We start from the raw sequence: 25,449 nt of genomic DNA, 5'->3' as shown, positions 1-25,449 counted from the left end.
GACATAAAGCTACGGGATGGTTAATGCAAACGATCATTGTTCGGTACTTCGAGACCGTGATCGACCAAGCGTCGGGGAAGAAGGTTCCTCGGCTGCTGGGAAGTGAGTCCTACGACGACATTCGTGAGGCACTTATCCCCGGCTTGCCACCGGCAAAGCAGGGAAAAGCACCGCCTCCTGTTTTCGTCACGAAGAGCTTTTCGACTTCGCCGTTTCATCGCTGGGAGTTGGTGTCCACAGCCAGCACTCCAGCGACCGCTACCGGGCCTGCTGTTTTTGATATCTACCTCAAGTCCGTCGATTGTTCCAGTGAGGTCTACCTCTACCAAACCCTCAAGAAGGACAGGAACCAGACGCTGAACAAGCTGCTGCGACCAGGGACATTGGTTGAGGTTGACTATGGCTTCGTTCAGCACACGGGCAGGCCGGATGCGAGCACCAAGACGAACAAGCGATATAGCGATACGCTTCTTGCAGGAGAAATGTACAAGCGCCGGTTGGCAGTCGTTGTGAAAGTGGTTTCGAGCAACCTCGTGCAGGTCGCTCCCGTCACGTCAGTCACTCCCGCAGCAGGTGACAAATCTATTTTCCAGCTTTCTCAAGCCACGCTGAACAGAATGCCCCGATATAAGTTCAGTGGTAAATCCAGCTACGTGCTGTGCGGCAGGACTGAGTCCATGTCGACGCAACGTTTGCTGCCTCCAGTGAGCTTTGGCACCAGCGTGCCTTCTCGCAACGTTCGCTACACCGTCGCCATCACGAAGGCTGAAGAAAAACTCTTCAAAGCTGCGTTGTTACACGCGGTGGGCGCAACAAATTACGTGCCACATAACCAGTTTTTGCAGGAGCAGATCAGGGCGGATAAGCTCCAGCAAGACCTTGATCGGGCCACTCAAGAGCTTGAGGCGGCACGCCTGAGTCTGGGAGCTATGACGACTGTCGAGAACCTCGCAAAGCGCTGGGCAACTGAATGGGAGCTGCCTTATGATGAGGATCTTGAGATCCAGCGAGGCCTAGATTTAAAGGTCGCAGAGGGTGCTTAAGGCTAGCTATCGTCAAGCGATTTAGGTTGACATTAGTGTCACGACCTTACAGAATTACTGTACATGGTCGGGCCAAGAGTGCAGGACTCCACCCCGGCGACACGGCTAATACCGTCTCCTGTGAAAGTAACATCGTCAAAGAAACCGCCCCTCAAAGGCGGTTTTTTTGTGCCTGAATTTTGGTGGTTCCCCATCATCAAAACGCTGAAATCGGCGGCCCCGATCTTCAACGACCGAGCGCCCTTTGGGCAAGGTCGCTGGCAAATCGAAGGAGCGAGCAGACGAGCTTTCTCCATGCATTTTGTCGTCAAGTGATGCTTGCGTGATCCCTAGTGGGCTCGCCAGCGTTGGCGGCGCTCTCGCCGTGGCGTATCAGCCTCACGTACTTCATTGACTATCCTTCCTTGGCTCACGTTGGTTGGAATTCACAGTGCTGGCATGGCACCGTGTGAGATAGCCATGGCGAAAGGAAGAGACCGTGAAAAGAGATATGAGCAAGGTGCTGATGCCTGACCACCCCCTGTACACCGAGGCTGTGGAAGCGCTGAAGGTCTACCATCAAGCCGAAGCTGACGGGGTCGTGGGTGGGGAGCTGGAGCGTCTTCGGTTAATAGCCGAACATCGATTTCAAGCCGTCACTGATTACCAGCTTCGAGTCCTGGGTGGGCCACCAGAGGAAAGTCATTAGTGGCGCACATTGCTCACGGGGCGCAATTTTGATGCCCTAGGCTCAGAATGGCAGATCATCCTCGCTGATTGGCTCAGGCTTGACCGGCGGCTTGGGCGTGAGGGCTTGGTGGATGCTTTCGAGTCGGACTTGTAGCTCATCAAAAGTCACCACCAATACATCCTTCAGGCCGCTTCGATATTGCTCAAAGGCACGCTGCTTAGCCAGATCCTTGGGGGTTCGGCCTATGATGACGATTGCCGCAATGGCGTGTGCGTGAACGCGTTCATCAAGCTCTTGGGACAGACCGTAGATTTCCCGTTGAAGCACGCTGCGTTGGCTAATGATCTGGCCTACCGCGCCGCTTAGCTCATAGGAAGGCACGAATGTCTGCCGGTATGACTGACCGAGCAGTTCAGTCTGAGGATGTTTGATCTCGATGAGGGCAACATTTCCGGTTGTTCTGGCCGCCATCAGAAAATCCGAGAACTGACCACCCCGGCCACTGAAGCCTTTACCGCCGATATATGGTTGATCTGCAATCTTCTTCACCGGATACCCAAACGCCATGTCGAGCACGAATGGGTTTTCGCTCAAGAAACGCTGCCATCGAGGTTCGTTTACTTTGTTGTCCATCATTTTTCGATAGACCTCAATGAGCTCTCCGAGTGTAACCAGCTCGATTTCTGCCTTGAGGTTGTACAGTGAGGTAGGTGCGGACTTAGCGAGCGCGGGAACGTTTTGCTCTGTGAGTTTGGCGGCCTGCTGCTGATCTTTGGGCGAAAGCCGTGGTGACATCGATCCTAAAGACACGAGGTTAGCAAGCAGGTCGGGGGGGAGCTTTCTAGCACGAGGTGGATAGAGCTCTGGTGCCGCTTGATGAAGCAGGCTGGTGTAACAGGCCAGCTTCTTGTCAGACGCTGTCTCTCGTTGGTGGCGCTGGGTTAACCGATCCAGGCTTTTCCGCAGTTGCTCTAGACGATCAACGCCCAAGTAAAACTCGTTCCCTTTGAGTTTGGCATCGTTGTGACCAGTACCCCCGTGGATCACAACGGTATCGACTCCGTTTAGGCTGCTCAGCGCCTGAACGATGCACCTGTATTCGTACTTGAAACCAAGGCCGTAACGCCAATCCTTATAGAGCCCGTCCGGAAGCCCATCGAGTAATCCATCGACCTCATCTGGAGCCGTTGGGTGTGAGTACGGTGTAAATACAGGTCTTGTGATGATGATCGACTTGATCCCGTGATATCGGGACTGACCGTACTCGGGATGCTCGAACCTCGGGTTGATTGGGTAAATGGTCAGGTAGGATGGTGCAACCTCCAGCAGAAGATGCCAACCTGGCTCATCGTCTGACAACGCGACGTCGCTGTAATAGACCTTGGAAATGCCATAAATTTGTTCACCGATAGATTCGTATTCGTCATCGGATTCAATGGCCGAGAGTTCTTCCTCGCTCAAAGCTCCAGTGTCTTTGAGATCAAAGCGAAGGAAAGGGCCGTCATCGATGCGCTGTTGCATGGCGTACTGAGATGGACGCAGTGAAGGCATTTGTCATCCCTGATGGTAGGTGCGGTGCATTGCCGGGCGCTCAGTGGCCACGCTGCCAGGTCAGGCACGGACATAGGTTGGCGTAAGGCTAGAAGGGGATTGGGTCGTCGAACGGATTATGAAAGGTTTTCGGTACTTGAGGCACCGTCAGCGGCGACACCACGAAGAGGTTCACGATGTCCTCCCTGTCCATAAAGAGAATCTGGCTTCGCTTGGACTGGTCAAGCTTTCCTCCGATCCAGTTCCGAGCAGCCTTGGTGATTTCGCCACCAGCAACGATGAACGCATGGTCAACCAGAACCCGCCTGTTCAGCTCAGAGTCGAAGATCTCATGGCCAAGCATCATCAGCACTTGGTTATGAATTTCCGCAACGTTGGCCTGTCCCCCCTTCGTCACGCCAGATGAGTCAAGCTTCCCTTTTTTCACCTGAATGCCAAAGTAGATGACGTGAAGGGTAGGTAGCACAAACTTCATCCAAATGTCTTTCCCGTATTCCAGGGCCTTGTCTTTATGGCCTGCTGAGGTGATACGGGTAAAGCCCAGTTGACGAAACAAAGGGAGCAGTACGTGCTCTATCAGGTCATCCTCAGAGCAGCGATCAAGGTACGCAACCAGACAAGCCTTCTTTTCCGTTTCTGCCGCTGTGAATGGTCGGTGAGGGCTAGCCGATTCGTTAGCTACCGTACCGCTTCCGACATGGCGAAGGTAGCATTGGTCGTCCTCGCCATAGAATGCTTCGAATCCCTCTCGCTTGATTGCTCCATTTAGGGCCGCTAGTGCTTTCAGTCGAGGCGGCTCTTCGTTGAAAGCGTCTTCGCTGTCCATGAGCAGCCGAATGACGCGCAGCATGGCATCAGGTGGCGTCAAAGAGTTTGCGCTTGGGAAATCCAAAATCTTCTGGAGGGTGTCGGCGACCCAGAACCTGCGTGTGGTGCCGTCGTGAGTGAAATCCGTATCAGCGTCTTTGAAAAACCGGGTTAAGTCGGTGCCGCCGAGGTAGCGGAAGTAGCTTTCGGGCTTGTCTCCGCAGATCATCACCGCTATTTGTTCCAGCGTGCGAGACTTCCATTTCATGCTTGTCTACCTACCTTGGCCATCGATCTCTATGCGCTTGCTTTGCGAGCATAACCGTTTGGCCACTATGCAAGGAACTTTGACTTTCCCTGATGCCTAGCAAGCGCTTATCACTCTCTCAGGGAGCCCTGATCTGGAACATCGCACTCAAGCAATTTGGCCCAGCTCAGTTGCTTCAGATTGTCGTGGATCTGGGGGGCCTTGGAGTATCCGGAACGAACCACAGTTGATCACCTGTCCACGGCCACGTTGAATCATCATGTGCTGAATGTACTGAGTATTGCCCAGACCAGGGTCAGCGCTTTCGTGCCTCTACGTGATGCAGCACCAGGCATGGTGACACTTTGCTCCCGTCATGCGAGTGATCTGGCTGATGGGCTCCTATCTCGGCTTCCGGTAACTCAGCTCACAAGGAACCTTAGGGGGAGATCGCCTTGATGACGACATGGGCATGTGAGCTCCGATTGAGCAGGAGAGTATCTTGACGTGACAATCAGCAATCAGGTGCGCCGGCTGGAAATCGTGAAACGCAGAGCCTTGTGGGCGCTCGCTGATTTGCGGCCCGGAGATGCTCGTGCGGAAACCCTGCTTCTGGAGCTCGACGAGGTTAACCAGGCCCTGGCTGAGTTGCTGCCCGGAGATGAGCTGACGGGCCAGGAATTGACCAATGCCATCGAAATTCAATCTCACAGCGGCCAGCGCCTGATAATTGAAGACAGCATTCCTGAGCCATGGCGACAGCGATTTTCGGCTGCAAGCGTAGGCTCGACCCGCTTGGCGGCAGGGCCATACTTCCGGGACTTCCAGAAGTTCGTCATGTCCTGGAACGACGAGATGGAGCACTTGAAGGCACACCGTGCGAGCCGACAAGAAGGGGCTTAGAAGTGAAAAGGACGATAATCGGAATGGCCGAGGCCGGCGAACCTCTTCTTCGACAAGCTCTCCAAGCCATCCGCGCCCACCAGCAGGCGGTGAATGAGGGAAGACCTGCTGATGAGGTGGAGCGCCTTCGCCTGGAGGCTGACCACCTTTACCAAATCGCCATCATTTGCCAACTGCATAAGGCCGGCACGTTTGGAGAGCAGTCGATTAGAGGCGAGCATGGTTGGTGATCTAAATGCGGCGCCGCCACCGGCTAGCACAAAGTGGTGAGTTCGTCAATATTGTCGCTTGACAAATTTATAGATTAGTGTATAATTAATGCCATCACTAGCAAGGAATGCTAAACGAATTGGGTGGGTAAGGGTTCAACTCCCTTGGTGATAATAACTGCATCTACGTTGCTGATTTCATTTGTTTTTTTTGCTTTAGACAGTATGGAAAGTAACCTAGACAATGTAATGCCTGACAACATAATGGAGGATAAGCCTATGTCAAAAATGCTAAGAAAAATTGCTCATAATGCTGTAAAAAGTGTTCTTTCAACCTTGAGCAACATAGGTGCAGGTATTGTCGCCGGTTTGTTACTTGTGGCTTTTGACCCACCATTGCATAAACGTTAACTTTCGTTGACAAAGAGATACGGCCCTGTGCCGTTTTTTTTTGCCTGCTTGAAATGGCCTACGCATATAGGTACTTCTTTCAGGCAAATCGGATTCCTTCGGTGGCGTGTTGGCTTGATGCCGACCTTATCCAAGTTCAGGTAGTCCAGAGAGAAGGTACGTGAATATCCCGCTCTCATCGCAGCCTACCTCTTGATTGTGGGGTAACGGATCTGGGTATGCAATTTTCCAGCATCAAGAGGCGCCAGGGGAGAAGCTGAGCCTCGAGCTCAATTCGCGCCTTTCAACGCCATGTGTCCCTCATTGACTGCCGATTCGACTATCCGGACTGAGGATTCAAGCTCTTCAGCAGCCGCCAGACTTCCATAGTGTACAAGCGCATCTCGGACGACTAGCGTGCGAATTAACATCGCTGAAAGCATGTTGTTATAAAGTTGTATGTTTAGCTTAAAAAAATTGAGATTTTTCTCTTTAAATAGTTTGACAAAATTTTTCTGATTTGACTCATATATTTCAAATGCCTTTACTTCCTTTTTTAGCTCCTCATACATCGCCTGATTTTTGTCCTCTACTTGTGAAAGTTGATGTATGAGGAGTTCGGCTTTGTATCGGAAAGGGTTTTGAAGCACTTCTGAAGTGTAAAATTCCAAGTATCCGCTGTCTTGCATGTACTTCGATACTTGAAGATCATATTCAGGGTGAGCCATGAGTAAGGAAGTTACGTCATCTAAGGTTTGTATATCCCATCGGTCAGCTAGCTCTTTATTGCGAGTGACAAGTATCCTTGTTTTGTCGAGCCACTCGTAAAGTTGTCTAAGGTTTTCTTGGGATTGGTCGGCACTCTCTGCAAATTCAATTTCTGCCTCGCTAGCAGGCCTGATTATACATTTCACCGGCTCAAATGCCTTGCATAGAGCCAACTGCTTAGGTGTGCAGAAGGCTGGATTTCTTAAATTCATTAAGTCAAAATTTGCATGTTCGTAGGCTTTTGCTACCAGTCTGGAGCAGAACTGCCGATTTGAATGATTATGCTTTAATAAAGACTTATACTTGATGGTGATCGCTTCTCTAAGGGCGTAGAGGCTGCCAACTTTAGAGTGGGCGTATGAGCAAATTAATTCAACCTCAGCCTTAGATAGTAGCCGTTTGGAGCGTAAGACCAGTACATCGGTTGCTCTATCGAATATCAGGCGTTGGGGGTTTTTTGAGAAGACACCGGCCATCGTAGCCTCGATTGTAGTATCTCCTACATAAATCGCTGCGTGTGAATATCTGCTTATGGTTGCTACTCTTACTGAGAGGCTTATCCCGCTTTTGTCGCCGGTAAGGATGATGTCGGCAGGCTGAAGTAGCGAACTTTCAAGTATGTATTTTCGAGCAGACATCAAAAAATCCTTTTAATTAACATGTGGTGAAAGCATTGGCTAATCATATCGGTCTGAACTGTCGTGGACTCATCGAAGTTGTGACCTGGAGGAGTAAGATTGGTGTCAAGAATTAACCGATGACCAGGCCAGGCCAGGCGCCAATGATTTCTGGCAGCTTTGACCAAATGCTCGGCATGAGTGTCCTCTTTGGAGCCTGGCTAATCATACGCATCTCGATAGTAGCCCAGCGGTTGATGCTCAGGAACTGGACGTTCGTGGAGGTCTGCGGGAGAGTACAAAAGGCAAGGAGAAGGAAGGAAATGGGGGCGAGCAGCCAGAACACTTCTGTACTGGCTGTCGCTAAAACGTGAGGTGCGCCAAGCGCGGTTCACTTAGGGGAAACGTAGTAGCGCAACGAAGACTCCAGGAAGCGCTTGTTGAGGTACTCCGGCGTGAGGTGGCCGGCCTCTTGGAGCTTGGCAAGCAGCTTTTCGCTAAGCAGCACGAGCTCCGGGCTCACGGGGAGTGCTGGGAAACCTTGCTCATACAGTGCAACGTTTGAGTCGGGAAGAATGAACTTCTCCCCCGTCGTCATAAAAGGCACCCATTCAATGTCCTTCAACAGCTCGCGCCCCCTGATGAAGAATTGGGTGAGCGCCATGCTCACTATTGTGCGAGCTGTGGCATGTGGATTTCCAGCTCCCCTGAAGATTCGGACGGTATCATGTACCTGCTCAACCTCATCGTCTTCAAGCTCAGCCTGAGACGGCGCCCAGGACGGTGGCTCCATGATGGAGTCGTAAAGCGGCCTTTCTTTGGCCGCAAAGTAGGCCCGTGCTGCCAGCATCACGAAGTATTCTGTGATCCAGGGGGATCGGGCAATGCTTCCGGTCTCCGCTAGCAGCGTCAGCTGCTTCTGATAATTGTCCTCGTTCGTTTTGATCATGCCCTGTTCAGTAGGCTGATCCCAAAGGCGGGAAACAACAAACGAGCTCTTAGGTGAGCGCTTCAGGCGCTCGCCACTCGATTTATCGATGACCGTAAGCAGGTCTTCACCACCCAGCCATTGCTTCAAATGCGCCTGGGGGATGACGTGTTGATTTACCGTAATCTCGTTCGGGTTTTTTATCCGCTTCCCGTCTTCGCTGAGCTTTTCGATTGGCTTTTCGTGGGGGGAGTGCTCTTTCTGATACACGTTTTTGGCCTCATTCGTTACTAGGATGTGCCGATTGGCGACACGATCCCAATCGTTACTGGTGATTGAAACGCCGTCTTCACCGAGCGACCATTTGCCATCGCGTCGAATCAGCTCGACATCCGCTTTTAGGAAGAGTGCACTACCGTGGTAGGCGCGGTCTCGATCCTGCTGCCCCTCATAGGTCATCGACATGCCCAGTGTGAGCAGTCCAGTAGCCTCGTTGTAGGCGGCGGACTCAACCTCGCTCTCGCCGAGCCTGAACTCACTTGCGCTGGCTTCAGATGTAGTGCTGGAAAGCATCTGCACCATCACTTGAGCTAGATCGGAGAGCACACCGTCTTGATTGACCGAGTCCTTGAGGTCACGCACGCCAAAGGCGGCGAGCATCAAGCGAGGATCTGTGGGGTTTCGTTGGGCGACGACGGCAAGCTCGTGGTACTTCTCAAACCCGGCCTTGCGGGAAAGCGTTTCTTGGGCAGCAGAAAGCTTCATGCCATGTTGACGGGCATGCTGCTTGGCTTGAGATTTGAAGATGCTGAGAGGGGAAAAATCAGACATGACAATGCCACCAAAACTATCGACGCTTTGGTTACCGATTGCCTGATCACCGGGCAGCGTCTAGTTAGGGACATGCCGATGTAAAATGGGGGGTAACTACGATGGGCTATTGCTTTGCGAAACAGGCACCAGGCGACCATCACCGCCTGGCCGGATCATAGGACAGGCCAATTGACTCCGCAAGAGCCTGCAGGAAGGGCATCGCCAGGTTGGTTCCGCGGGCAGTGTCTTGGAGGAGGCTTGGGTATCAGGCACGACCGCAAGCGGAGCGCTCCGGCCCGCGAAGGGCCAAAGGCTTGAGGATGGAAGCCCGCAGGGCCGAAACCGGGCGCAGCCGGGGTTTGGTTCACGAGAGGCGTCCCTCGGAGGGGGCAAGCCCAAACCGCATGTCGTTACTCCTCCAAACGGGGGGCTAGGTAGATCGCTATCCGCTGTGGACGGTCGACCTACTCCCTACCGTCACAGAGACTTGGGCTTGGGGTCGTACCTGGACAGCTCGAGATCACGCAACTCCATCAACTCATCACTCTGGCGCATAAACTCATCTTGAGTAATTTCTTTGAGCTTAAATTTTTTGTACAGGGTATCGTACTTTTTCTGATAGATTTTTAGCGTATTAGTTTGATGAACGCTTTCCGCAGCATTACCAATGCTCTTATTTCCTTCGAATGCTTTGGTCAGGTAGGTTCTGAGAGATTCAACGCTCTTATGACCTGTCCATTCCTTGACCTTACGCAAAAACTCTTTATCGCTAATCAGGGCTGCCTCGAAGTCATCCTTGCTTTCAAATTTGTGTCGCTCAATTAGTAGCGTGAATAAGTTGGTGATAAATGCATGGCGGAACATGTGGGCGCATGCCTGTTCTTCAATGCTGGCAGCATCTCTAATATTTGCTACGGTCTTGGTTATAGTCTCTGGGGTAATCGGCTTAGCCGTTCTGTCTGATATGAATAAGAAGTCGTTTTTGTTTTCTGGGTGAGATTTAATTAGCTTCTGCCGCAAGGCCAAATAATATTTGACATCTTTTAATGCAACAGCATTAACTGGAAACTCACGAACGAAGCTCTCGCCGCGTTTCAGCGTTACAAATTTGAGCATCGGATATTTCATAAGCATTGCATCTCGCAAAGCCGATGTCGTCAAAGATGCAATTTCTGTACGACGAGCGCCCGTGTGCTGGAGGAGGGCAAGCAATGCAAGGTGGCGAGCTTTGAGGAATTCGGATTTGTCGGAGTCGCGTACTGCCTGCTCCATTCTATCAACGTTGTGCTCGGAAATCGGGCTCCGAGTATGTTCACGGAAGGGCAAGGGGAAGGAGTGGTGCGATGTTGTTTTCGTTACTTTGTGGTGCTTGTTAAACGTGCGAATGACTTCCTCGGTGGTTAGCTTGATGGTGCCCTTTTGAGAGACGAAATTAGGGTCGCCATGAAATTCGCCAATCCAAGTTAAAAAATTTAGGCACTCTCTCCCGATGTTGAGAGTGGTTCTGTCTTTGCGCTTGGGTTTGTCTAGTCTTCTAGGATCCGGCTCTTCAATAAGCTCGATAATGAAATCTTCAAAGAATTTGTCGGTTACATGGTAGGGGTCAATCCTGTACTGCCAGCAACGCTTTATAAGCTGGCTAATATAGCTCGCGTACTGACCTATTGTTCCGCCTTTGCTGTCCTGCATGCGACCATCAGCAGAGATTTGTTCGTGTTTCCTGGATAGTTTAAGTAAGTAAAGGTTGGCGATGTTGCATGGCTCGTTGTTTGGCCATTTCATGTAGGGGAACTTATAGTAGGAATGCTTGCGCGTTTTGCCCCCTGCGTACCTCTGGAACAGGTCAACATGATCAAGCGTTTCTACGAGGAATTCGTCAGTCATCTTTCTTGCCCTTGGCCGCAATGGATACGACTGATGCTTTCTGTATGGGCGGAATTTGATACATTGCAGGGTTCAAGCTGGTTATTGCGGTGATGCGTTTCAATATCTCTGCAGCACGAATCTTGCGGGTGACTTCATCTTGGGCGCTTACGACGCCATCCAGTTTGCTGCGAACATCTGATAGAGTCTGGAGGAGGATCAAGTTAGCGCGTTTGTGCACATCTAGGCTTAGATTGGCCACCGCAAGCTGCTCTAGTATAGCTTCTCGGGTTCTATTGTTCTTTGCAGGAGGTGGTCTTTGTTCTTCTTTTCTGATAGCCAGTGCAGCATTTTTTCGAAGGCTGTCAATTGCGGAGAAGCCACCTGGCATGCGCTCTTCGCATCGCTGCTTAAAGGTGTTTAGGCTTATCGGTGTTATGTGAATTGGCTCGTCCTCTATGTTCGTTCTGAGGTTGAGTTTTGCCAGGGATGCTTGGCTGATAAGTGCATCCCTTATCTCGGTGTTTTCGAGGTAATTGGACGGTGTTGCTATTATGGATAGTAGTAACTTCCGCGTGTTTTCAATTGAAGCGGTTTGAATGGCCTTGCCTTCATCCCAGTTCATTATTTTTCCTCACTACAACAAGTATATCTACCCGTAAGCCGGTATCACTTTCAAGGAATACTGGCTCCATGGTCATCTGATCGGTTTCCATCAAAAAATCGAAGTAATCCGCAAGTTTTTCTGCATCCATTACTGCCACATTTCGGGTGCCAAATTTCGACTCAATCAGGTCAATCACATCAGTATAGTGCGTGGCGCCGCCACTGGCGATACGCTCGCTGAGGGCCTGCGACAGGGTGTTCCGAAGCTCTTTGCCAGGTAGCTCCTCGGTGATGTAGTTCCATATGTGCGCGGGGTCAGTGTGTCCGAACATCCACTGGAGGATGCCCGCGCTGGCCCCGTAGCCACAGTGAAGGAAGACCAGTGCGAAAAAACGCCGCAGTTGATGCTGACGGATGTAGTAACGGCGCCCCTGGCTATCACGCTCGACCTCAAAGTAGTCGCAGAACAGGTCGATGTTCTTGTAGTAGAGGTACACGTCGCAGGGCGTCAGAGAGCTTGTGCCGATGATGCCTGGGGATGAGAACAACGGAAGGTGGTGATCGATGAAGCCAGCCTCGATCAGCTCCTTCTGGAAGTCGATCAGCGTCTGAACCATCTCAGCTGCAAGGGGATCGATGGGGCGAGCATTCCGAGCCCTGCGGCCCTTCTGGCCTCGACTGGACTTCGCGATGCGGGCGATCAGCCAGCTTTTGTCCTCGCTGAGGCAATTGGTAGGGTCGAGGTCGCGTAGCTCACTGCCACGCTTCGCCATGGTTGCTCCGACCAATAACTGGATGGCTCCGTAGTACACTCCGATGAGCTCCAGCAGGCCTGCGTTGTCCCTTAACTTGCCAAAGTACACTTCCTTGGATTCTTTGAGTTCAGTGCCCGGATCCCTTCCGTTTGAGCGAGTTGAAACACCCAGATATTGCACTCCAAGCTCAGCTATGGAGGGTTCCAAGAGCGAGACGATAGTCTCGTCCGGAATGCCTGTGATGTTCACTTTGTGTTTGACAGCATGCTTGGCGATGTTCACATAGCTTTTGAGAAGATGTGGGCCGTGTTTAAAGTGAAATTCAATTCCATCCTTGATCGACTTGAAGATGATTGGGGTAGGGACGTTTTTGAAACGTCCCATTGTGGCACCACTAACCTTAAAGGTAGCAATCTCTCGGAGATCTTCTTTGCTGGGAAGCTTGAAGTCGAGGGCCGAGATCTTTTGCAAGAAGGTAAAAGCAGTACGATACAATACCAAGTCCCGCTTGGTCATTCGGTCTGGTTTGCCATTTGTGACCGGAACACTGTCGAACTCACGAATGAACCGATCCCTGCGCCAAACGAAGCCTAGAATGCTATGCAGCGGCTTAAGCCGTTTTTTTCCAGCCAAAGTGTCTTTGTATAGCAGAGCGCTGACGCGGATTGAGTTAACGTTTAAACCACCATTTGGAATGGTGTGGTACATCCGATTGATATAAAGCGCGGCTCGTACTCGTGGAATTAGATCTAGAGGTATCTGGAGCGTATTCTCTTCAAGCTGAATAGGCGTTATGTCAGCAAGGGAGGGGTATTTTTCCAGGTGTTCCTCAATCTCCTCTGGATCGGTTGTCTGCAGCAGGGACATGCAGTAGTCCGCTAGGCGGTTGTTCCAATCGTATGTGCTCACGGCAACGTAGCTGTTTGTGCCGATCTGCTCGATGATGTCGCACATCACGTCATAGGTCAGTGCGCTCAGGCCATGCTCGACCAACTCCAAACCCTCGGCGCTTTGAAGGATATGGTCGATGACCGTCAGGGTTCGCCGAAATGAGGCCGCCTGGGAGGCCCAGCTATTGGTGAAGCCGGGCCCAGCTGCATTCTCAGTTGAAGCGATCAACCAGCATTGCAAGGAGTTGAGCAGCTTGAGGTGCTGCGGATCGGTTAATAACGATCCGTCATACAGGTGAACACGCCAGTCCAAGTCTTGGTCATTCTTGAACCCAAAATTGTACTTCCACACAGGAACCTTGAAGCTAGAAACAAGCCAGGGAGCCGTCATGAAGTGGGCTAAGTCGCGCTTCTTGAACAGGACAGCGAAATGTGCGAGGTGCTCAGGATACTGCATGGATCATCTTCTCGTAGGTGCTTGGGCTGCAGTTCTTAATGGCAGTTTCAAGGTGAGCTTGCAGGGCTTTGTCGCGAGCCTTATGGATGTACTTCTCGACCATGTCGCAAACTGCCGCCCAGTACCTTGCCAGTCCGCGAATAGAGTGCGGCGTCTTGCTGGTTTTCACGGCCTGCTTGATGGACATCAGCGCGGTCATGCTTTCAGCAGATACAGAAACACCCACCTCCACGATCTCGCCGTCGGCCAAGAGGTTTTCTTCCCTGGTTTTGAGGTTCTCTGGAACCTCCTTGAGCGTGTACCGGCTCAAGAATTCGTGCAGTTGCTCAAAGTCGTCAAACTTGGAGGCTCGCAGCAGGTATTCGCTGTCCTTCATAGCTTCACAGATGATGCCCTTCTGGAAGATACGTACATACCGTGTTGCGAAGAAGTCGTAGATCGCAGTCGGTAGGTAGGAGTCCAGGAGATCTCGATTCATATACGCGTGGCCAAGCTTTCTGGCAAGCCTTGGCAAACTGTGGTTTTCAATATAATCAGCAACAGCTGCCTGGGCACGCACCCTGCTGGTAGAGAGCTTCTTGATGAAATCCACCAAGTCATCGCCTCTTTTAGCTGTGTGGGGAGATAGGCTGTCTACGAATTTTTTTCGTGTGGACGCGTATTTTTCTACTACAGTTCTATTCAAACAATTGCTGTCTGCTGTTTTTGGATAGTTAAAGCTATTTCCGCAGGTCAAGAAGAGCTTCTGCCAGGTTGGATCACCTTGCTTTTTGAGGTACTGCCGCAATGGCTCCGTGATCTCTTCCACCATGCGAACGAGTGCGGCGGCCTTGGGGTGTAGCAATATTTTTTGCTCAGAATTTTTGCTACCACGCCGATCCTTAAAGCCAATAAGCTCATAGCCTTTATTGGTCTTCAAGAATGAAATCCTTTTCGAGCCATCCCAAATCACTAGGTCATCCATGAAGGTGGTTGTGATTTCTGGGTGGTATAGAGTGAGTAAGCATTGGAATGGTAACATGCTATAAGTCGTTGGTAATCCGAGCTTTTTTGCGAGCGCCGGAAGCTTGATGCCATAACGACTACGTGCATGTTTTAGTGTGCACATACCTTCTTCTTCAAATGTGCGGAAAATATTAGCGAGGCCCAATTTCTCAAAATTTAGATCGAGGCTGGGATTGCTGGAGAAACGGTTCAGAAAAGTGCCGTTCTTAGCTTCCCTGACCCGAGTTCTTTGGGCCTTTCTAATTTGAATTACCTCTGATAATGCCCATTTTTTAATGCAGGAGAGATCACTGTTAATCTCTCCGTAAAGCAGATCAATGGCTTGGATGTCTGTGACGTACACAGGTACTTCCGTAAGCAATTTATCTTTAATCTCGATGCCGTGTTTGTTCGTTGCGATATGTAGGTCTGATCCTGGTCGGCCCTTTCCAGGTGGTAGAGGAATTGTATCTTCGTCAGCTGACCAGATGCCGGTTTTCAGAAAGCATCTGATTATAAGGTTTCGCATAGTTCTGAAGCTGCGAGCGTTCAACCCTGGGTTTTGATTGCGCTCGTATTCAACTTCTTGATAATACCAAAAAAGCTTTTCAAAGAATTCTTCCATTATTTCCGAAGACCTAAAAGCCGCTGGAGGATACCGAAAGCCTTGCTCAGAAATGAAGAGGGCAAGCTTGTTGAACATCCGGCTTTCTATTTTGGCGCGCTTCAATGAGTCTCGTCGGGCTGCTTCATGGAATGCTTTGGTGAACTCAGGGCCATGCGAGGAATACATAGCGGCTAGTTTGAGATAAACCAACTCTCCCTTTTTTGACTTGACGGCCCAACCATTCCAGAAGGAAACGATCTCTGGAACTAACTTGTGCTTGCTCTCTTGCCATACCTGAATGAAATGGGGCATGTGCGAGCGAGACCAAGTTGGCATCTTCAGGTTTGGAAGCAGGTCGACCAGTCCAGAGAGCATTTGGATAACGGCGACAGAGCGTTGGCGGACTACATCAGCTTCAAGCGTGTAGAGATCGCCCGAGCTCAGGCTTCCAAGGAAGCTTTCTGCTAGCCAGGTCATTTTCCCTGCCTCTAGGTTAGTCAGGGTCAGGTGCTCACCTAGGCAGTGACAATGACAATCGAAAAGCTTCAGCGCATTCCCTTTGTGCTCACTGATAGTCGTGGGGGACATCAGGAGCTTGCATGCCAGCTCATCATCGATGGCCTGTAGGGGGTACTGATTCAAATAACCTTTGCTTCTGATGATTGTCATGGTTTTTCTAGGTCTTTGGATCTATCCTGATCCAGTAATCGTAGTAGGTGCGTGCATTTTTGACAACATAGCAAATCGGCAAACTCAGCGAGCGTAGCCTGGATGCCGACCTGGCCCTGGCGCTGAGCCTTAATGGCCGCGAACTGCTGCGTGATGACCCGCCGCTGAAAATGCTGCTGATGTCTGCCACCCTGGAGGGCGAGCGGCTGTCGCGGCTGCTGGACGATGCCCCGGTGGTCCGCAGTGAAGGGCGGATGCACCCGGTGGACATTCGCTGGGGGCGGCCGTTTCAGCCGGGCGAATTCATCGAGCCACGGGTGGTGGACAGCGTGTTGCAGGCGCTGGCAGACCAGGCTGGCAGCGTGCTGGTATTCCTGCCCGGCCAGGCGGAGATCCGCCGGGTGCACCAAAGCCTTCAGGAGGCGCTGGGTGAGCGCCCCGAGATCCTGCTGTGCCCGCTGCATGGCGAACTCGACCTCAATGCCCAGCGTGCCGCCATCGACCCTCCGCCCCAGGGCCTGCGCAAGGTGGTGCTGGCCACGAACATCGCCGAAACCAGCCTGACCATCGATGGCGTGCGGGTGGTGATCGATGCCGGCCTGGCCCGCGTGCCGCGCTTCGACCCTGGCAGCGGTATGACCCGCCTGGACACCCAGCGCATTTCCCGCGCCAGTGCTACCCAGCGCGCCGGGCGTGCGGGGCGCCTGGAGCCTGGTGTCTGCTACCGCCTGTGGTCCGAGGCCCAGCATGACCAGCTGGCCGCCTATGGCAGTGCCGAGATCCTTCAGGCCGACCTGGCCGGCCTGGCCCTGCAACTGGCGCGCTGGGGCGTTACCCCCGAGCAGTTGTGCTGGCTCGACCAGCCGCCGGCCGCTGCATTCGCCCAGGCCCAGGACCTGCTGGCGCGGCTCAATGCCTTCAAGCCCGGCAGCCGTGACAGCCTCAGCGACCATGGCCAGGCCATGGCTGAACTGCCAGCTCATCCACGAATCGCACATTTGTTGCTACGGGGCCAGCACCTGGGCCTGGCACAGATGGCATGCGATGTGGCTGCGTTGCTGGGGGAGCGGGATATCCAGCGGGGCGGTGGCGCCGACTTGCACAGCCGGCTGGCGCTGGTGAGCGGCGAGAGCAAGGCTGCGCGCGGTGGCCAGGGCGGCGTGCAGCGTGCCCGCCAGCTGGCTCGCCAGTACCGCGGCCTGCTGCGTGGCAAGCCCGGGGCTGCGGTCGCCGACCCCGAGCATCCGCGCTGGCTGGGCGCGCTGCTGGCGCTGGCCTACCCCGACCGTGTCGCCCAGCAGCGCCGCGAGGGCGGTGCGGAGTACCGGCTGGCCAACGGCCGTGCAGCGCTATTCGCCGAGGTCGATGCGTTGATGAAGTGCCCATGGTTGGTGATCGCCGACCTGGGGAGCCGCCAAGGGCAGCGCGAAGAGCGGATTTACCTGGCCGCCGAGTTCGATCCAGCCTTGCTCGACGGTGTGCTGGCCGAGCAGGTCGAGCGGGTCGATATCCTGGATTGGGATGAGCGCGAGCAGGTGTTGCGCGCCGAGCGTCAGGTCAAGGTGGGTGAACTGGTGCTCAGCCGTGAGCCGCTGCCGGGGCTGGACGATGACGCCAGGGCAAGGGCGCTGCTTGGCCTGGTCCGGCGTAAAGGCCTGAATCTGCTGACCTGGACCCCGGAGTTGCGCCAGTGGCAGGCACGGGTGGCGCTGCTGCGTCAGCTCGACGTGGAAAAGAATGACCACAGCGAATGGCCCGACCTGGGGGACGAGGCGTTGCTCGCCAGCCTGGAAGACTGGCTGCAGCCTTATCTGGGCAAGGTATCGCGCCTTGGCCACTTCGCCGCACTGGACCTGCCATCGATGCTGCGTAACCTGTTGCCCTGGCCGCTGCCACAGCGGCTGGAAGAACAGGCGCCTGCGCACCTGACCGTGCCGTCCGGCTCCCACATTCGCCTGGACTACAGCGAAAACCCGCCGATTCTCGCCGTGCGCCTGCAAGAGCTGTTCGGCCTTGCCGACACCCCACGCATCGCCAATGGCCGCCAGCAAGTCAAGCTGCACCTGCTGTCACCGGCGCGTCGGCCGGTTCAGGTAACCCAAGACCTGGCCAACTTCTGGCGTACGACCTATGCCGAGGTTAAAAAGGACCTGAAGGGCCGCTATCCGAAGCACTACTGGCCAGACGACCCGCTGGTGGCCGAGGCTACGGCTCGGGCCAAACCTCGGGGTACTTGAGCAATAGAGACAGGCTCAGCCGGATGTGCGTTCGAGGAGGAACATGACTTCCTGGCCTTCGCTGATTCTCAGGTACTCGAAGTTGGGCGTGTGCTCCGAAGGTTCATGATGGGTGCGCACTGCGTGGCCTTGATGATCGCGTATTCGGCACAGCAGGGCATTCTCTGCCCAACGCAACGGTTCAAGTTTGATGTAGTCGGTGACACTGGCGTGTTTATAGAGCCCCAGGTAACCATTGCGGCTGATCCCGAGCTTCTTGTCGTGATCCGCACCACTGCCGGTGATCATGAAATGCAGGCGATCCTCTGTGCTTGATTGAAAGAGGAAGCGGAACACGCAGGCTGGCTGCTGCTTGCCAGTGATCAGCCAGTCACTCTGCCCTGCTATCACTTTACCATCGGCCTCCGTGAAGCGGCTTAGGTATACGGCCTGTTGAGGCCTGTCCGGCATACGGTCAGTCGGGGTGGTTGAGTCGAGTACATGAAGGGTGCCGAGAAAGACTTCGACTTTTTCAGCCCAGTAGTTGGTCATGGGACGCTTCCTGTGGTGGTTTGCAGGCTGTTTTTTCACTCAAAGGCAATGCTTTGGGCAGCCTGCAAACCTTCCACTGTGACCCATCGTACGGTCGATCAGTGGCTTGCTCCCCCCTCCAGCAGCATGAACAGGCGGTACAACACCACGGTACTGAACAGCTGCAGGAAGCCGCTGAGGCTATCCATGGCCAGCTCCATGCCGGGCGATGGCTCGGGGAAGGCCATCAGCAGTAGCCCGTCGATCAACCAGATCGGTGCCAGCACGGCCACCACGCAGATCATGATGCGCATGAAGTGCCCGGTGGTCATGGCTGCGCTTTCGCGCATTGCCTGCACCACGGGGCGGCCACGCAGTACCAGCAGGTACTCGGCGAACACCAGGTTGATCATGATCCACACGCCCGGGAAGATGAACAGCGCAAGGCCCGCCATGATCAGCAGCGAGCTGATGAGGATCAGCAAGGCCAGCTGCGGCCACAGTTGCAGGGCACGGGCGAACAGGTCGCGTTTGGCGATGTCCTGGCCGTTGCTGCGGGTGTGCAGGTAAAGGATCAGCGCGGCGCTGTACAGCGGGTAGAACAGCAGGCTGACCAGCATGCCGTAGGCCGGTGATGCCTGGTCGCCCATCTGCCGGTACAGCAGTTGGGTGAGCAGGGCTTCCAGCACCACCAGCGGCAGGCACAGCTGGAGGATGTTCGGCAGGTGGCGGCGGAAGAAGTACAGGGAGTCGCGCAGAACGCTCAGCGGATTCATCAGTCAACATCGCATGGCAGTTAAAACAGGGGCCTAACTTTAGCCCAAAGCGGGCTTGCGGCTGTCACTTGCTGAAAAAAGTTTCACCGCAGCGGTGATTGAATCCCGCGCCGGTACGCCCCATCTTTGACGCTGTCCGTTGTCCCGCTACCCCACGAGGTCGCCCCATGAACACTGAAGAACAAACCCTGATCGACGGCCTGTTCGGCCGTATCAAGCAAGCCGAAGACCCGAGCCAGCCGCGTGACGCGCAGGCCCAGGCGTGCATCGAGCAACACCTGCGCCAGCAGCCGGCGGCGCCTTACTACATGGCCCAGGCCATCCTGGTGCAGGAGGCGGCAATCAAGCGCCTCGACGAGCAGAACAAGCAACTGGAAGCCGAGCTGAAGCAGGCCCGTGCCCAGGCTGAGGCTGCACAGGCCAGCAGCAGTGCACAGAGCACTGGCGGTGGTGGTTTCCTGTCCAGCATCTTTGGCTCGGGTGGGCGCAATGCGGCTCCGGTCGCGCAGCCACAACAACGCCCTTCGGCGCCCCCCGTAGCATCCGGCGGTGGCTGGCGTGAGCCTTCGGCGCCGGGCTTCTCCCAGCCTCAAGCGCAGCAGCCTGGCTTTGGTGCGGCACCGGCGCGCAGTGGTGCCAGCAGCTTCCTTGGCGGCGCCATGCAAACGGCGGCCGGTGTGGCCGGTGGCGTGTTGCTGGCGCAGGGTATCAGCAGCCTGTTCAACCACAACTCGCAGCCGGAAGAGGTGGTCGAGGTGATCAAGGAAGAGCCGACACCGGCCAGTGACAGCGGCGGCTGGAACGACCAGGGCGGGCAGCAGCAAGTGGCTGACAACGGTGGTTGGGGCAATGACCAAGGCGGTTATGCCGACACCGATTACGGCAGCGATGATGGCGGGTTCTTCTCGGACGACGATTCGTACGTCTGACAGGTCTGGCATACTGCTGGCATTTTTGGGGGCGCGGTGCGCCCCTTTCGCGACGCAAGGCCGCTCCCACAGGTAAAGTGCAGGTTTCAGATGCATTGCCCTACCTGTGGGAGCGGCCTTGTGTCGCGAAAGGGCTGCAAAGCAGCCCCAGGATCCCAGACCAGACACGAGGTTCCCAGGTGAAAAAGATCGCGCTGTTCGCCGATGTGCAGAACCTCTACTACACCGTGCGCCAGGCCCATGGTTGCCATTTCAACTACACCGCGTTGTGGGCCGACGTCAGCCGTGAAGGCCAGATCGTCGAAGCCGTGGCCTATGCCATCGACCGTGGCGACAGCAAGCAACAGCAGTTCCAGCAGATCTTGCGCAACCTCGGTTTCGATGTGCGCCTCAAACCCTTCATCCAGCGCAGCGATGGCTCGGCCAAAGGCGACTGGGATGTGGGTATCACCCTGGATGTAATCGATGCAGCCAGCCGGGTCGACCAAGTGGTGCTGGCCTCTGGCGATGGTGACTTCGACCTGCTGCTGGAGCGGGTGATCCAGCGCCATGGCACCGAGGCTGTGGTGTATGGCGTGCCCGGGCTCACCGCCTTGTCGCTGATCCGCGCCGCCACCCGTTATGTGCCCATCGAGGGTAAGCTATTGCTCAAACATTGAGGCCCTTGCATGGAACGTATTGCTGTCATCGACTTTGAAACCACCGGTATCACCCCCAGTGCAGGTTGCCGTGCCACCGAAGTGGCGGTGGTGATGCTGGAGGGCGGGCGCATCGTCGAGCGCTACCAGAGCCTGATGAACGCGGGCGTGCCGGTACCGGCCTTCGTTGCCGGGTTGACCGGTATCACCACCGCCATGCTGCGCAGCGCGCCGCCGGTGGACAAGGTAATGAACGAAGTGGCCGAGTTTGTCGGCGACACCCCGCTGCTGGCACACAATGCGGCGTTCGACCAGAAATTCTGGGATTACGAACTGAGCCGCATCGGCCGTAGCCGCCGCCAGTCGTTCGCCTGCTCCCTGCTGTTGTCGCGGCGCCTGCTGCCAATGGCGCCGAACCACAAGCTGGGCACCCTGACCCGCTGGGCCGGGCTGCCAGACACCGGTACCGCGCACCGGGCCATGGCCGATGCCGAGATGGCGGCCAACCTGTTGCAACACCTGGCCGGTGAACTGCGTCAGGCCCATGGTATCCAGCAACTTTCACACGACTTCCTGTGCCGCTTGCAGAAAGTGCCCGCCGCGAAGATTCGCGAAACCTTGGCCAAATACCGTTAAGGCTCCCCACCACCCAAACCGAACGCACCAAAAGTGTGCCGCTCATTTGCGCCGGTTCTGTAACGTATCTTCACCCAGGCAGGCCGTTAAACTGAGTCACCCGTAAACGGATTTCGAGTTTTTCCGATGCCTGCCGCCCGTCGTTTCCCGCTGTTGCTCATTGGTGCTTTCCTGGCCTTGTACCTGGTCTGGGGGTCTACCTACCTGTTCATTCGCATCGGCGTGGAGAGTTGGCCGCCGATGCTCATGGCCGGCGTGCGCTTTCTGATTGCCGGGGGCCTGCTGTACGGTTTTTTGCGCTGGCGTGGCGTGCCGGCGCCCACCTGGCCGCAATGGCGGGCAGCGGGGGCGATCGGCTTTCTGCTGCTCAGTTGTGGCAACGGCGGTGTGACCGTGGCCGAACACGCTGGGGTGGCGTCGGGTGTGGCGGCGCTGGCAGTGGCGACAGTGCCGTTGTTCACTTTGCTGTTTGGCCTGCTGTTCGGGCATCGTAATTCGAAGCTGGAGTGGGCGGGCATCGCTTTGGGGCTGGTGGGCATCGGCATGCTGAACATGGGGTCCAACCTGCAGGCAAGCCCGATTGGCGCGGCACTGATCATTTTTGCCGCGGCGTCGTGGGCATTCGGCTCGGTGTGGAGCAAGACCTTGCCGTTGCCCCAGGGGCCGATGGCCAGTGCTGCGGAAATGCTGGTGGGTGGTGCGGTGCTGTTGCTGGGCAGCGTGCTGTCGGGCGAGCGTATGACGCAGATGCCGACTGCCGCTGGCTGGGGGGCGTTGGCCTACCTGGTGTTCTTCGGCTCGATCCTGGCGTTCAGTGCCTACATGTACCTGCTCAAGCATGTGCGCCCGGCAGCCGCCACCAGCTATGCCTACGTCAACCCGGCGGTGGCGGTGCTGCTGGGCATTGTCTTTGCCGGTGAACAGATTGGTGCCGAAGAGTGCGTGGCCATGGCTGTGATCATTGGTGCGGTGGTGCTGATCGGCCTGCCACAGTGGCGCAAGGCGCCCCAGCCCCCTCAGCCGTTGAAAGGCGAAATCTGCAAGTAGGCAGGGGCGATGCGGTAAACTTGCCGCCTTCGCTGAACCCCCTGACGGTATTGCCATGAATTTCGCCAAACTCGGCCTGATCGAACCGCTGCTGCGCACGCTGCAGCAGCTGGACTACACCACCCCGACCCCGGTGCAGGCCAAGGCCATCCCTGCCGTGCTGGCTGGCCGCGACCTGATGGCCGCAGCCCAGACCGGCACCGGCAAGACTGCGGGCTTTGCCTTGCCTGTGCTGCAGCGCCTGGCGCTGGAGGGTGAGAAAGTGGCCAGCAACTCGATCCGTGCGCTGGTGCTGGTGCCCACCCGCGAGTTGGCCGAGCAGGTGCACAACAACGTGCGCGAATACGCCGAGAACCTGCCGCTGAGCACTTACGCCGTGTACGGCGGGGTCAGCATCAACCCGCAGATGATGCGCCTGCGCCGTGGCGTGGACCTGCTGGTGGCCACCCCGGGCCGCTTGCTCGATCTGTTCCGGCAAAACGCGGTGAAGTTCAACCAGGTACAAACGCTGGTGCTGGACGAAGCCGACCGCATGCTCGACCTGGGCTTTGCCGAAGAGCTGCAATCGGTGTACGCCGCGCTGCCACGCAAGCGTCAGACATTGCTGTTCTCCGCCACGTTCTCTGACCAGATCCGCATGCTGGCGGGGCTGGCGCTGAATGACCCGCTCAGCATCGAAGTGAGCCCGCGCAATGCCACGGCCGCCAGCGTCAAGCAGTGGCTGGTGCCTGTGGATAAAAAACGCAAGGTCGACCTGTTCTGCCACCTGCTGCGCAAACAGCGCTGGAAGCAGGTGCTGGTGTTCGCCAAGACCCGCAATGGCGTTGACCAGCTGGTAGAGCGCTTGCTGGCCGAGGGTGTGAATGCCGACGGTATCCACGGTGACCGGCCGCAGGCCACCCGCCAGCGCGCGCTGGACAGCTTCAAGGCCCGCGAGATTCAGGTGCTGGTGGCAACCGACGTTGCGGCCCGTGGTCTGGATATCGATGACCTGCCGCTGGTGGTCAACCTGGACCTGCCGATTGTTGCCGAGGATTACGTGCACCGCATCGGCCGCACCGGGCGAGCCGGCAACAAGGGCGAGGCGATTTCGCTGGTGTGTGCGGATGAAGTGCAACTGCTGGCGGCTATCGAAGTGCTGACCCGCCAGACGCTGGCGCGCCATGAAGAGCCGGACTTCATCCCCGATCACCGGGTGCCGATGACCGATGCCACGGGCCAGGTGATCAAGAAGCCGAAGAAGCCCAAGAAGCCGAAAGAGAACAGCGCCAAGCGTGGGCTGGGGCGCTGGATGGACAGCACTGAAGCGGGTAATGCAGAGCCGGCGGTGAAGGCGGTACGCAAGGTGCCGAGCTTCAATGGTGGGCCGCGTAAGCGTAAGCCTTGAGATTTTTGGGGCCGCTGTGCGGCCCATCGCGACACAAGGCCGCTCCCACAGGTACAGCGCCAATCTAAGATCTTGTGCAGTCCTTGTGGGAGCGGCCTTGTGTCGCGAAAGGGCTGCAAAGCAGCCCCGGCATTCTGTCAGGAGCCCCGCAAAACCCAATCCGCCGCCGCCCGCCCGGCGCGCAAGCCGCTGGCAAAGCACGCCGTCAGCAAATACCCCCCGGTCGGCGCCTCCCAGTCGAGCATCTCGCCGGCACAGAACACCCCCGGCATGCCCTTGACCATCAACCCCTCATCCAGCCCCTCGAAGCGCACCCCGCCAGCACTGCTGATCGCTTCATCCAGCGGCCGCGTACGCACCAGCGTGATCGGCAGTGCCTTGATCGCCCGGGCCAGCGCCTGTGGGTCGGCAAAGGTCGCCTGATCGGTCAGCTCGCGCAGCAGCGCAGCCTTCACTCCATCAATCCCCAACTGGCTGTGCAAGTGTTTGGCCATGGAGCGCGAGCCGCGTGGCTTGGCCAGTGCCTGGGCAATCTTGTCCACAGGCTTGTCCGGCAGCAGGTCGAGCAACAGCAGCCCACGGCCTTCGCGATTGATGGCCTCGCGCACCGGTGCCGACCAGGCATACACCAGGCTGCCTTCCACCCCTTGCGCGGTGAGGATGAACTCCCCCTTGCGCGGTGCGCTGCCCGGGACGCTGAGGGCGATGTTCTTCAGCGGTGCGCCCGCGAACTTGTCCTTGAGCAGTGCGCTCCAGCCCTCAACTTCAAAACCGCAGTTACTCGGCTGCAAAGGTGAGATATCCACAGCCCGTTCGGCCAGCAGCGGTTGCCAGCTGCCGTCGGAGCCCAATCGCGCCCAGCTGCCACCGCCCAGCGCCAGCACCACGACCGAAGCTTTCACCGCACGCTCGCCCTGTGGATAAGCAATCCGCAAGGCGCCATCCGCGTCCCAGCCCAGCCAGCGGTGTCGGGTGTGGATAACTACCCCGGCGTCGCGCAGGCGCTTGAGCCAGGCGCGCAGCAATGGCGCGGCTTTCATGTCGGTGGGGAATACCCGGCCCGAAGTGCCGACGAAGGTCTCGATGCCCAAACCGTGAATCCACTGGCGTAAGGCGTCGGCATCGAAGTCGCGCAGCAGCGCGTCGATTTCGCCCTGACGCCCGGCATAGCGGGAAACGAAAGCCGGGTAGGGCTCGGAGTGGGTGATGTTCATGCCGCCAACACCCGCCAGCAGGAACTTGCGGCCCACGGAAGGCATGGCATCGAACACCTCGACCGCCAGGCCCGCGTGGGCCAGTGCTTCTGCGGCCATCAGGCCGGCAGGGCCGCCACCGATGACGACAGCGAGGGGAGAGGGGGCGGGGTTCAGATCGGGCATGGTGGGCAGCAGGCTGTGGAAAAGAGGCGCATTCTAGCGCAGCGCTGCCCATGGAAGCACTGGTCAAAAAATAACCAGTGTTCTGCAGGCCTTGCCGCCAAAGGGCTACAGCGCCTTTCCCGCAGGTTATCCA

The 25,449-nt window shown here is 56.0% G+C and carries 20 protein-coding genes and 1 pseudogene; 10 read left to right on the top strand and 11 right to left on the bottom strand.

The genetic code is table 11. The features are described from left to right. Positions 1–23: 23 nt before the first annotated feature. Both A0O30_RS08870 and A0O30_RS27995 read left to right on the top strand, forming a co-directional pair. Positions 24–1,043, top strand: coding sequence for a hypothetical protein (locus A0O30_RS08870; RefSeq protein ID WP_177410266.1), 1,020 nt, complete (start codon positions 24–26; stop codon positions 1,041–1,043). A gap of 490 nt (positions 1,044–1,533) precedes the next feature. Then, a complete protein-coding gene (locus A0O30_RS27995) occupies positions 1,534–1,731 on the top strand; it encodes a hypothetical protein (protein WP_371921620.1) in 198 nt (65 codons plus the stop codon). Positions 1,732–1,773: 42 nt separating this feature from the next. On the opposite strand, the gene A0O30_RS08855 is transcribed toward A0O30_RS27995, so the two are convergent. Then, positions 1,774–3,264, bottom strand: coding sequence for a Shedu immune nuclease family protein (locus A0O30_RS08855; protein WP_105946230.1), 1,491 nt, complete (start codon positions 3,262–3,264; stop codon positions 1,774–1,776). 88 nt (positions 3,265–3,352) lie between these two features. Continuing rightward, positions 3,353–4,339: a hypothetical protein gene (locus tag A0O30_RS08850; protein ID WP_105946229.1), complete on the bottom strand. Its 987-nt coding sequence runs from the start codon at positions 4,337–4,339 to the stop codon at positions 3,353–3,355. A 486-nt stretch (positions 4,340–4,825) separates the two neighbouring features. Here A0O30_RS08850 and A0O30_RS08840 point away from each other — a divergent pair, with 486 nt between their 5' ends. Next, entirely contained in the window at positions 4,826–5,221 is a 396-nt protein-coding gene (locus tag A0O30_RS08840; RefSeq protein WP_105946228.1) for a hypothetical protein, read from the top strand. Between the two features lie 23 nt (positions 5,222–5,244). Continuing rightward, complete coding sequence (locus tag A0O30_RS27990) at positions 5,245–5,451, top strand: hypothetical protein (RefSeq protein WP_256589637.1); 207 nt, start codon at positions 5,245–5,247, stop codon at positions 5,449–5,451. A 659-nt stretch (positions 5,452–6,110) separates the two neighbouring features. Here A0O30_RS27990 and A0O30_RS08830 read toward each other — a convergent pair. The 6 genes from A0O30_RS08830 to A0O30_RS08800 form a co-directional block, all read right to left on the bottom strand. Beyond that, positions 6,111–7,226, bottom strand: a complete 1,116-nt coding sequence (locus A0O30_RS08830; RefSeq protein WP_105946226.1) for a YiiX/YebB-like N1pC/P60 family cysteine hydrolase — start codon at positions 7,224–7,226, stop codon at positions 6,111–6,113. Between the two features lie 370 nt (positions 7,227–7,596). Next, the gene (locus A0O30_RS08820) at positions 7,597–8,964 is read right to left on the bottom strand and encodes a hypothetical protein (RefSeq protein WP_177410265.1); all 1,368 of its coding nucleotides are present in this window, start codon (positions 8,962–8,964) and stop codon (positions 7,597–7,599) included. A 459-nt stretch (positions 8,965–9,423) separates the two neighbouring features. After that, a complete protein-coding gene (locus A0O30_RS08815) occupies positions 9,424–10,830 on the bottom strand; it encodes a tyrosine-type recombinase/integrase (RefSeq protein ID WP_105946224.1) in 1,407 nt (468 codons plus the stop codon). Beyond that, complete coding sequence (locus tag A0O30_RS08810) at positions 10,823–11,434, bottom strand: hypothetical protein (protein ID WP_105946223.1); 612 nt, start codon at positions 11,432–11,434, stop codon at positions 10,823–10,825. Before A0O30_RS08810 ends, A0O30_RS08815 begins: the two co-directional genes overlap by 8 nt. Then, a complete protein-coding gene (locus A0O30_RS08805; protein ID WP_105946222.1) occupies positions 11,421–13,517 on the bottom strand; it encodes a site-specific recombinase in 2,097 nt (698 codons plus the stop codon). Before A0O30_RS08805 ends, A0O30_RS08810 begins: the two co-directional genes overlap by 14 nt. Beyond that, complete coding sequence (locus tag A0O30_RS08800) at positions 13,504–15,777, bottom strand: hypothetical protein (RefSeq protein ID WP_105946221.1); 2,274 nt, start codon at positions 15,775–15,777, stop codon at positions 13,504–13,506. The genes A0O30_RS08805 and A0O30_RS08800 overlap by 14 nt, the downstream gene beginning before the upstream one ends. An 89-nt stretch (positions 15,778–15,866) precedes the next feature. Here A0O30_RS08800 and hrpB point away from each other — a divergent pair. After that, a pseudogene (hrpB, locus tag A0O30_RS08795) lies at positions 15,867–18,014 on the top strand (ATP-dependent helicase HrpB); the annotation flags it as partial. A gap of 15 nt (positions 18,015–18,029) precedes the next feature. On the opposite strand, the gene A0O30_RS08790 reads toward hrpB, so the two are convergent. Then, the gene (locus tag A0O30_RS08790; RefSeq protein WP_105946220.1) at positions 18,030–18,545 is read right to left on the bottom strand and encodes a hypothetical protein; all 516 of its coding nucleotides are present in this window, start codon (positions 18,543–18,545) and stop codon (positions 18,030–18,032) included. A gap of 98 nt (positions 18,546–18,643) precedes the next feature. Then, a complete protein-coding gene (locus A0O30_RS08785; protein WP_105946219.1) occupies positions 18,644–19,300 on the bottom strand; it encodes a YciC family protein in 657 nt (218 codons plus the stop codon). Between the two features lie 167 nt (positions 19,301–19,467). Here A0O30_RS08785 and A0O30_RS08780 point away from each other — a divergent pair, with 167 nt between their 5' ends. The 5 genes from A0O30_RS08780 to A0O30_RS08760 all read left to right on the top strand — a co-directional run bounded on the left by A0O30_RS08780 (position 19,468) and on the right by A0O30_RS08760 (position 23,937). Beyond that, complete coding sequence (locus A0O30_RS08780) at positions 19,468–20,229, top strand: DUF2076 domain-containing protein (protein WP_105946218.1); 762 nt, start codon at positions 19,468–19,470, stop codon at positions 20,227–20,229. 179 nt (positions 20,230–20,408) lie between these two features. Beyond that, a complete protein-coding gene (locus A0O30_RS08775; protein ID WP_016489324.1) occupies positions 20,409–20,888 on the top strand; it encodes an NYN domain-containing protein in 480 nt (159 codons plus the stop codon). A 9-nt stretch (positions 20,889–20,897) separates the two neighbouring features. After that, positions 20,898–21,503 carry a PolC-type DNA polymerase III gene (locus A0O30_RS08770; protein WP_028699929.1) on the top strand — a complete coding sequence of 202 codons (606 nt, stop codon included), beginning with the start codon at positions 20,898–20,900 and terminating at the stop codon, positions 21,501–21,503. A 126-nt stretch (positions 21,504–21,629) separates the two neighbouring features. Then, entirely contained in the window at positions 21,630–22,550 is a 921-nt protein-coding gene (gene yedA, locus A0O30_RS08765; protein ID WP_016712134.1) for a drug/metabolite exporter YedA, read from the top strand. Positions 22,551–22,605: 55 nt separating this feature from the next. After that, positions 22,606–23,937 (top strand): DEAD/DEAH box helicase, encoded by a 1,332-nt coding sequence (locus tag A0O30_RS08760; RefSeq protein ID WP_105946217.1) that lies wholly within the window; start codon positions 22,606–22,608, stop codon positions 23,935–23,937. Positions 23,938–24,074: 137 nt separating this feature from the next. Here A0O30_RS08760 and A0O30_RS08755 read toward each other — a convergent pair whose 3' ends face one another. Further along, the gene (locus tag A0O30_RS08755; protein WP_105946216.1) at positions 24,075–25,316 is read right to left on the bottom strand and encodes a TIGR03862 family flavoprotein; all 1,242 of its coding nucleotides are present in this window, start codon (positions 25,314–25,316) and stop codon (positions 24,075–24,077) included. Positions 25,317–25,449 lie beyond the last annotated feature (133 nt).

It is taken from the genome of Pseudomonas sp. LLC-1, assembly GCF_002992185.1.
In the GTDB taxonomy this organism is placed as follows: Bacteria; Pseudomonadota; Gammaproteobacteria; order Pseudomonadales; family Pseudomonadaceae; genus Aquipseudomonas; species Aquipseudomonas monteilii.
The sequence above is the reverse complement of the archived record's forward strand: the minus strand, read 5'-3'. Positions and strand labels throughout refer to the sequence as shown.

Excerpts from the sequence above, each read along its gene's own strand:
- A0O30_RS08870 (WP_177410266.1), top strand. The coding sequence starts at position 24 with ATGCAAACGATCATTGTTCGGTACTTCGAGACCGTGATCGACCAAGCG.
- A0O30_RS27995 (WP_371921620.1), top strand. The coding sequence starts at position 1,534 with ATGAGCAAGGTGCTGATGCCTGACCACCCCCTGTACACCGAGGCTGTG.
- A0O30_RS08855 (WP_105946230.1), bottom strand. The coding sequence starts at position 3,264 with ATGCCTTCACTGCGTCCATCTCAGTACGCCATGCAACAGCGCATCGAT.
- A0O30_RS08850 (WP_105946229.1), bottom strand. The coding sequence starts at position 4,339 with ATGAAATGGAAGTCTCGCACGCTGGAACAAATAGCGGTGATGATCTGC.
- A0O30_RS27990 (WP_256589637.1), top strand. The coding sequence starts at position 5,245 with ATGGCCGAGGCCGGCGAACCTCTTCTTCGACAAGCTCTCCAAGCCATC.
- A0O30_RS08830 (WP_105946226.1), bottom strand. The coding sequence starts at position 7,226 with ATGTCTGCTCGAAAATACATACTTGAAAGTTCGCTACTTCAGCCTGCC.
- A0O30_RS08820 (WP_177410265.1), bottom strand. The coding sequence starts at position 8,964 with ATGTCTGATTTTTCCCCTCTCAGCATCTTCAAATCTCAAGCCAAGCAG.
- A0O30_RS08815 (WP_105946224.1), bottom strand. The coding sequence starts at position 10,830 with ATGACTGACGAATTCCTCGTAGAAACGCTTGATCATGTTGACCTGTTC.
- A0O30_RS08810 (WP_105946223.1), bottom strand. The coding sequence starts at position 11,434 with ATGAACTGGGATGAAGGCAAGGCCATTCAAACCGCTTCAATTGAAAAC.
- A0O30_RS08805 (WP_105946222.1), bottom strand. The coding sequence starts at position 13,517 with ATGCAGTATCCTGAGCACCTCGCACATTTCGCTGTCCTGTTCAAGAAG.
- A0O30_RS08800 (WP_105946221.1), bottom strand. The coding sequence starts at position 15,777 with ATGACAATCATCAGAAGCAAAGGTTATTTGAATCAGTACCCCCTACAG.
- A0O30_RS08790 (WP_105946220.1), bottom strand. The coding sequence starts at position 18,545 with ATGACCAACTACTGGGCTGAAAAAGTCGAAGTCTTTCTCGGCACCCTT.
- A0O30_RS08785 (WP_105946219.1), bottom strand. The coding sequence starts at position 19,300 with ATGAATCCGCTGAGCGTTCTGCGCGACTCCCTGTACTTCTTCCGCCGC.
- A0O30_RS08780 (WP_105946218.1), top strand. The coding sequence starts at position 19,468 with ATGAACACTGAAGAACAAACCCTGATCGACGGCCTGTTCGGCCGTATC.
- A0O30_RS08770 (WP_028699929.1), top strand. The coding sequence starts at position 20,898 with ATGGAACGTATTGCTGTCATCGACTTTGAAACCACCGGTATCACCCCC.
- yedA (WP_016712134.1), top strand. The coding sequence starts at position 21,630 with ATGCCTGCCGCCCGTCGTTTCCCGCTGTTGCTCATTGGTGCTTTCCTG.
- A0O30_RS08760 (WP_105946217.1), top strand. The coding sequence starts at position 22,606 with ATGAATTTCGCCAAACTCGGCCTGATCGAACCGCTGCTGCGCACGCTG.
- A0O30_RS08755 (WP_105946216.1), bottom strand. The coding sequence starts at position 25,316 with ATGCCCGATCTGAACCCCGCCCCCTCTCCCCTCGCTGTCGTCATCGGT.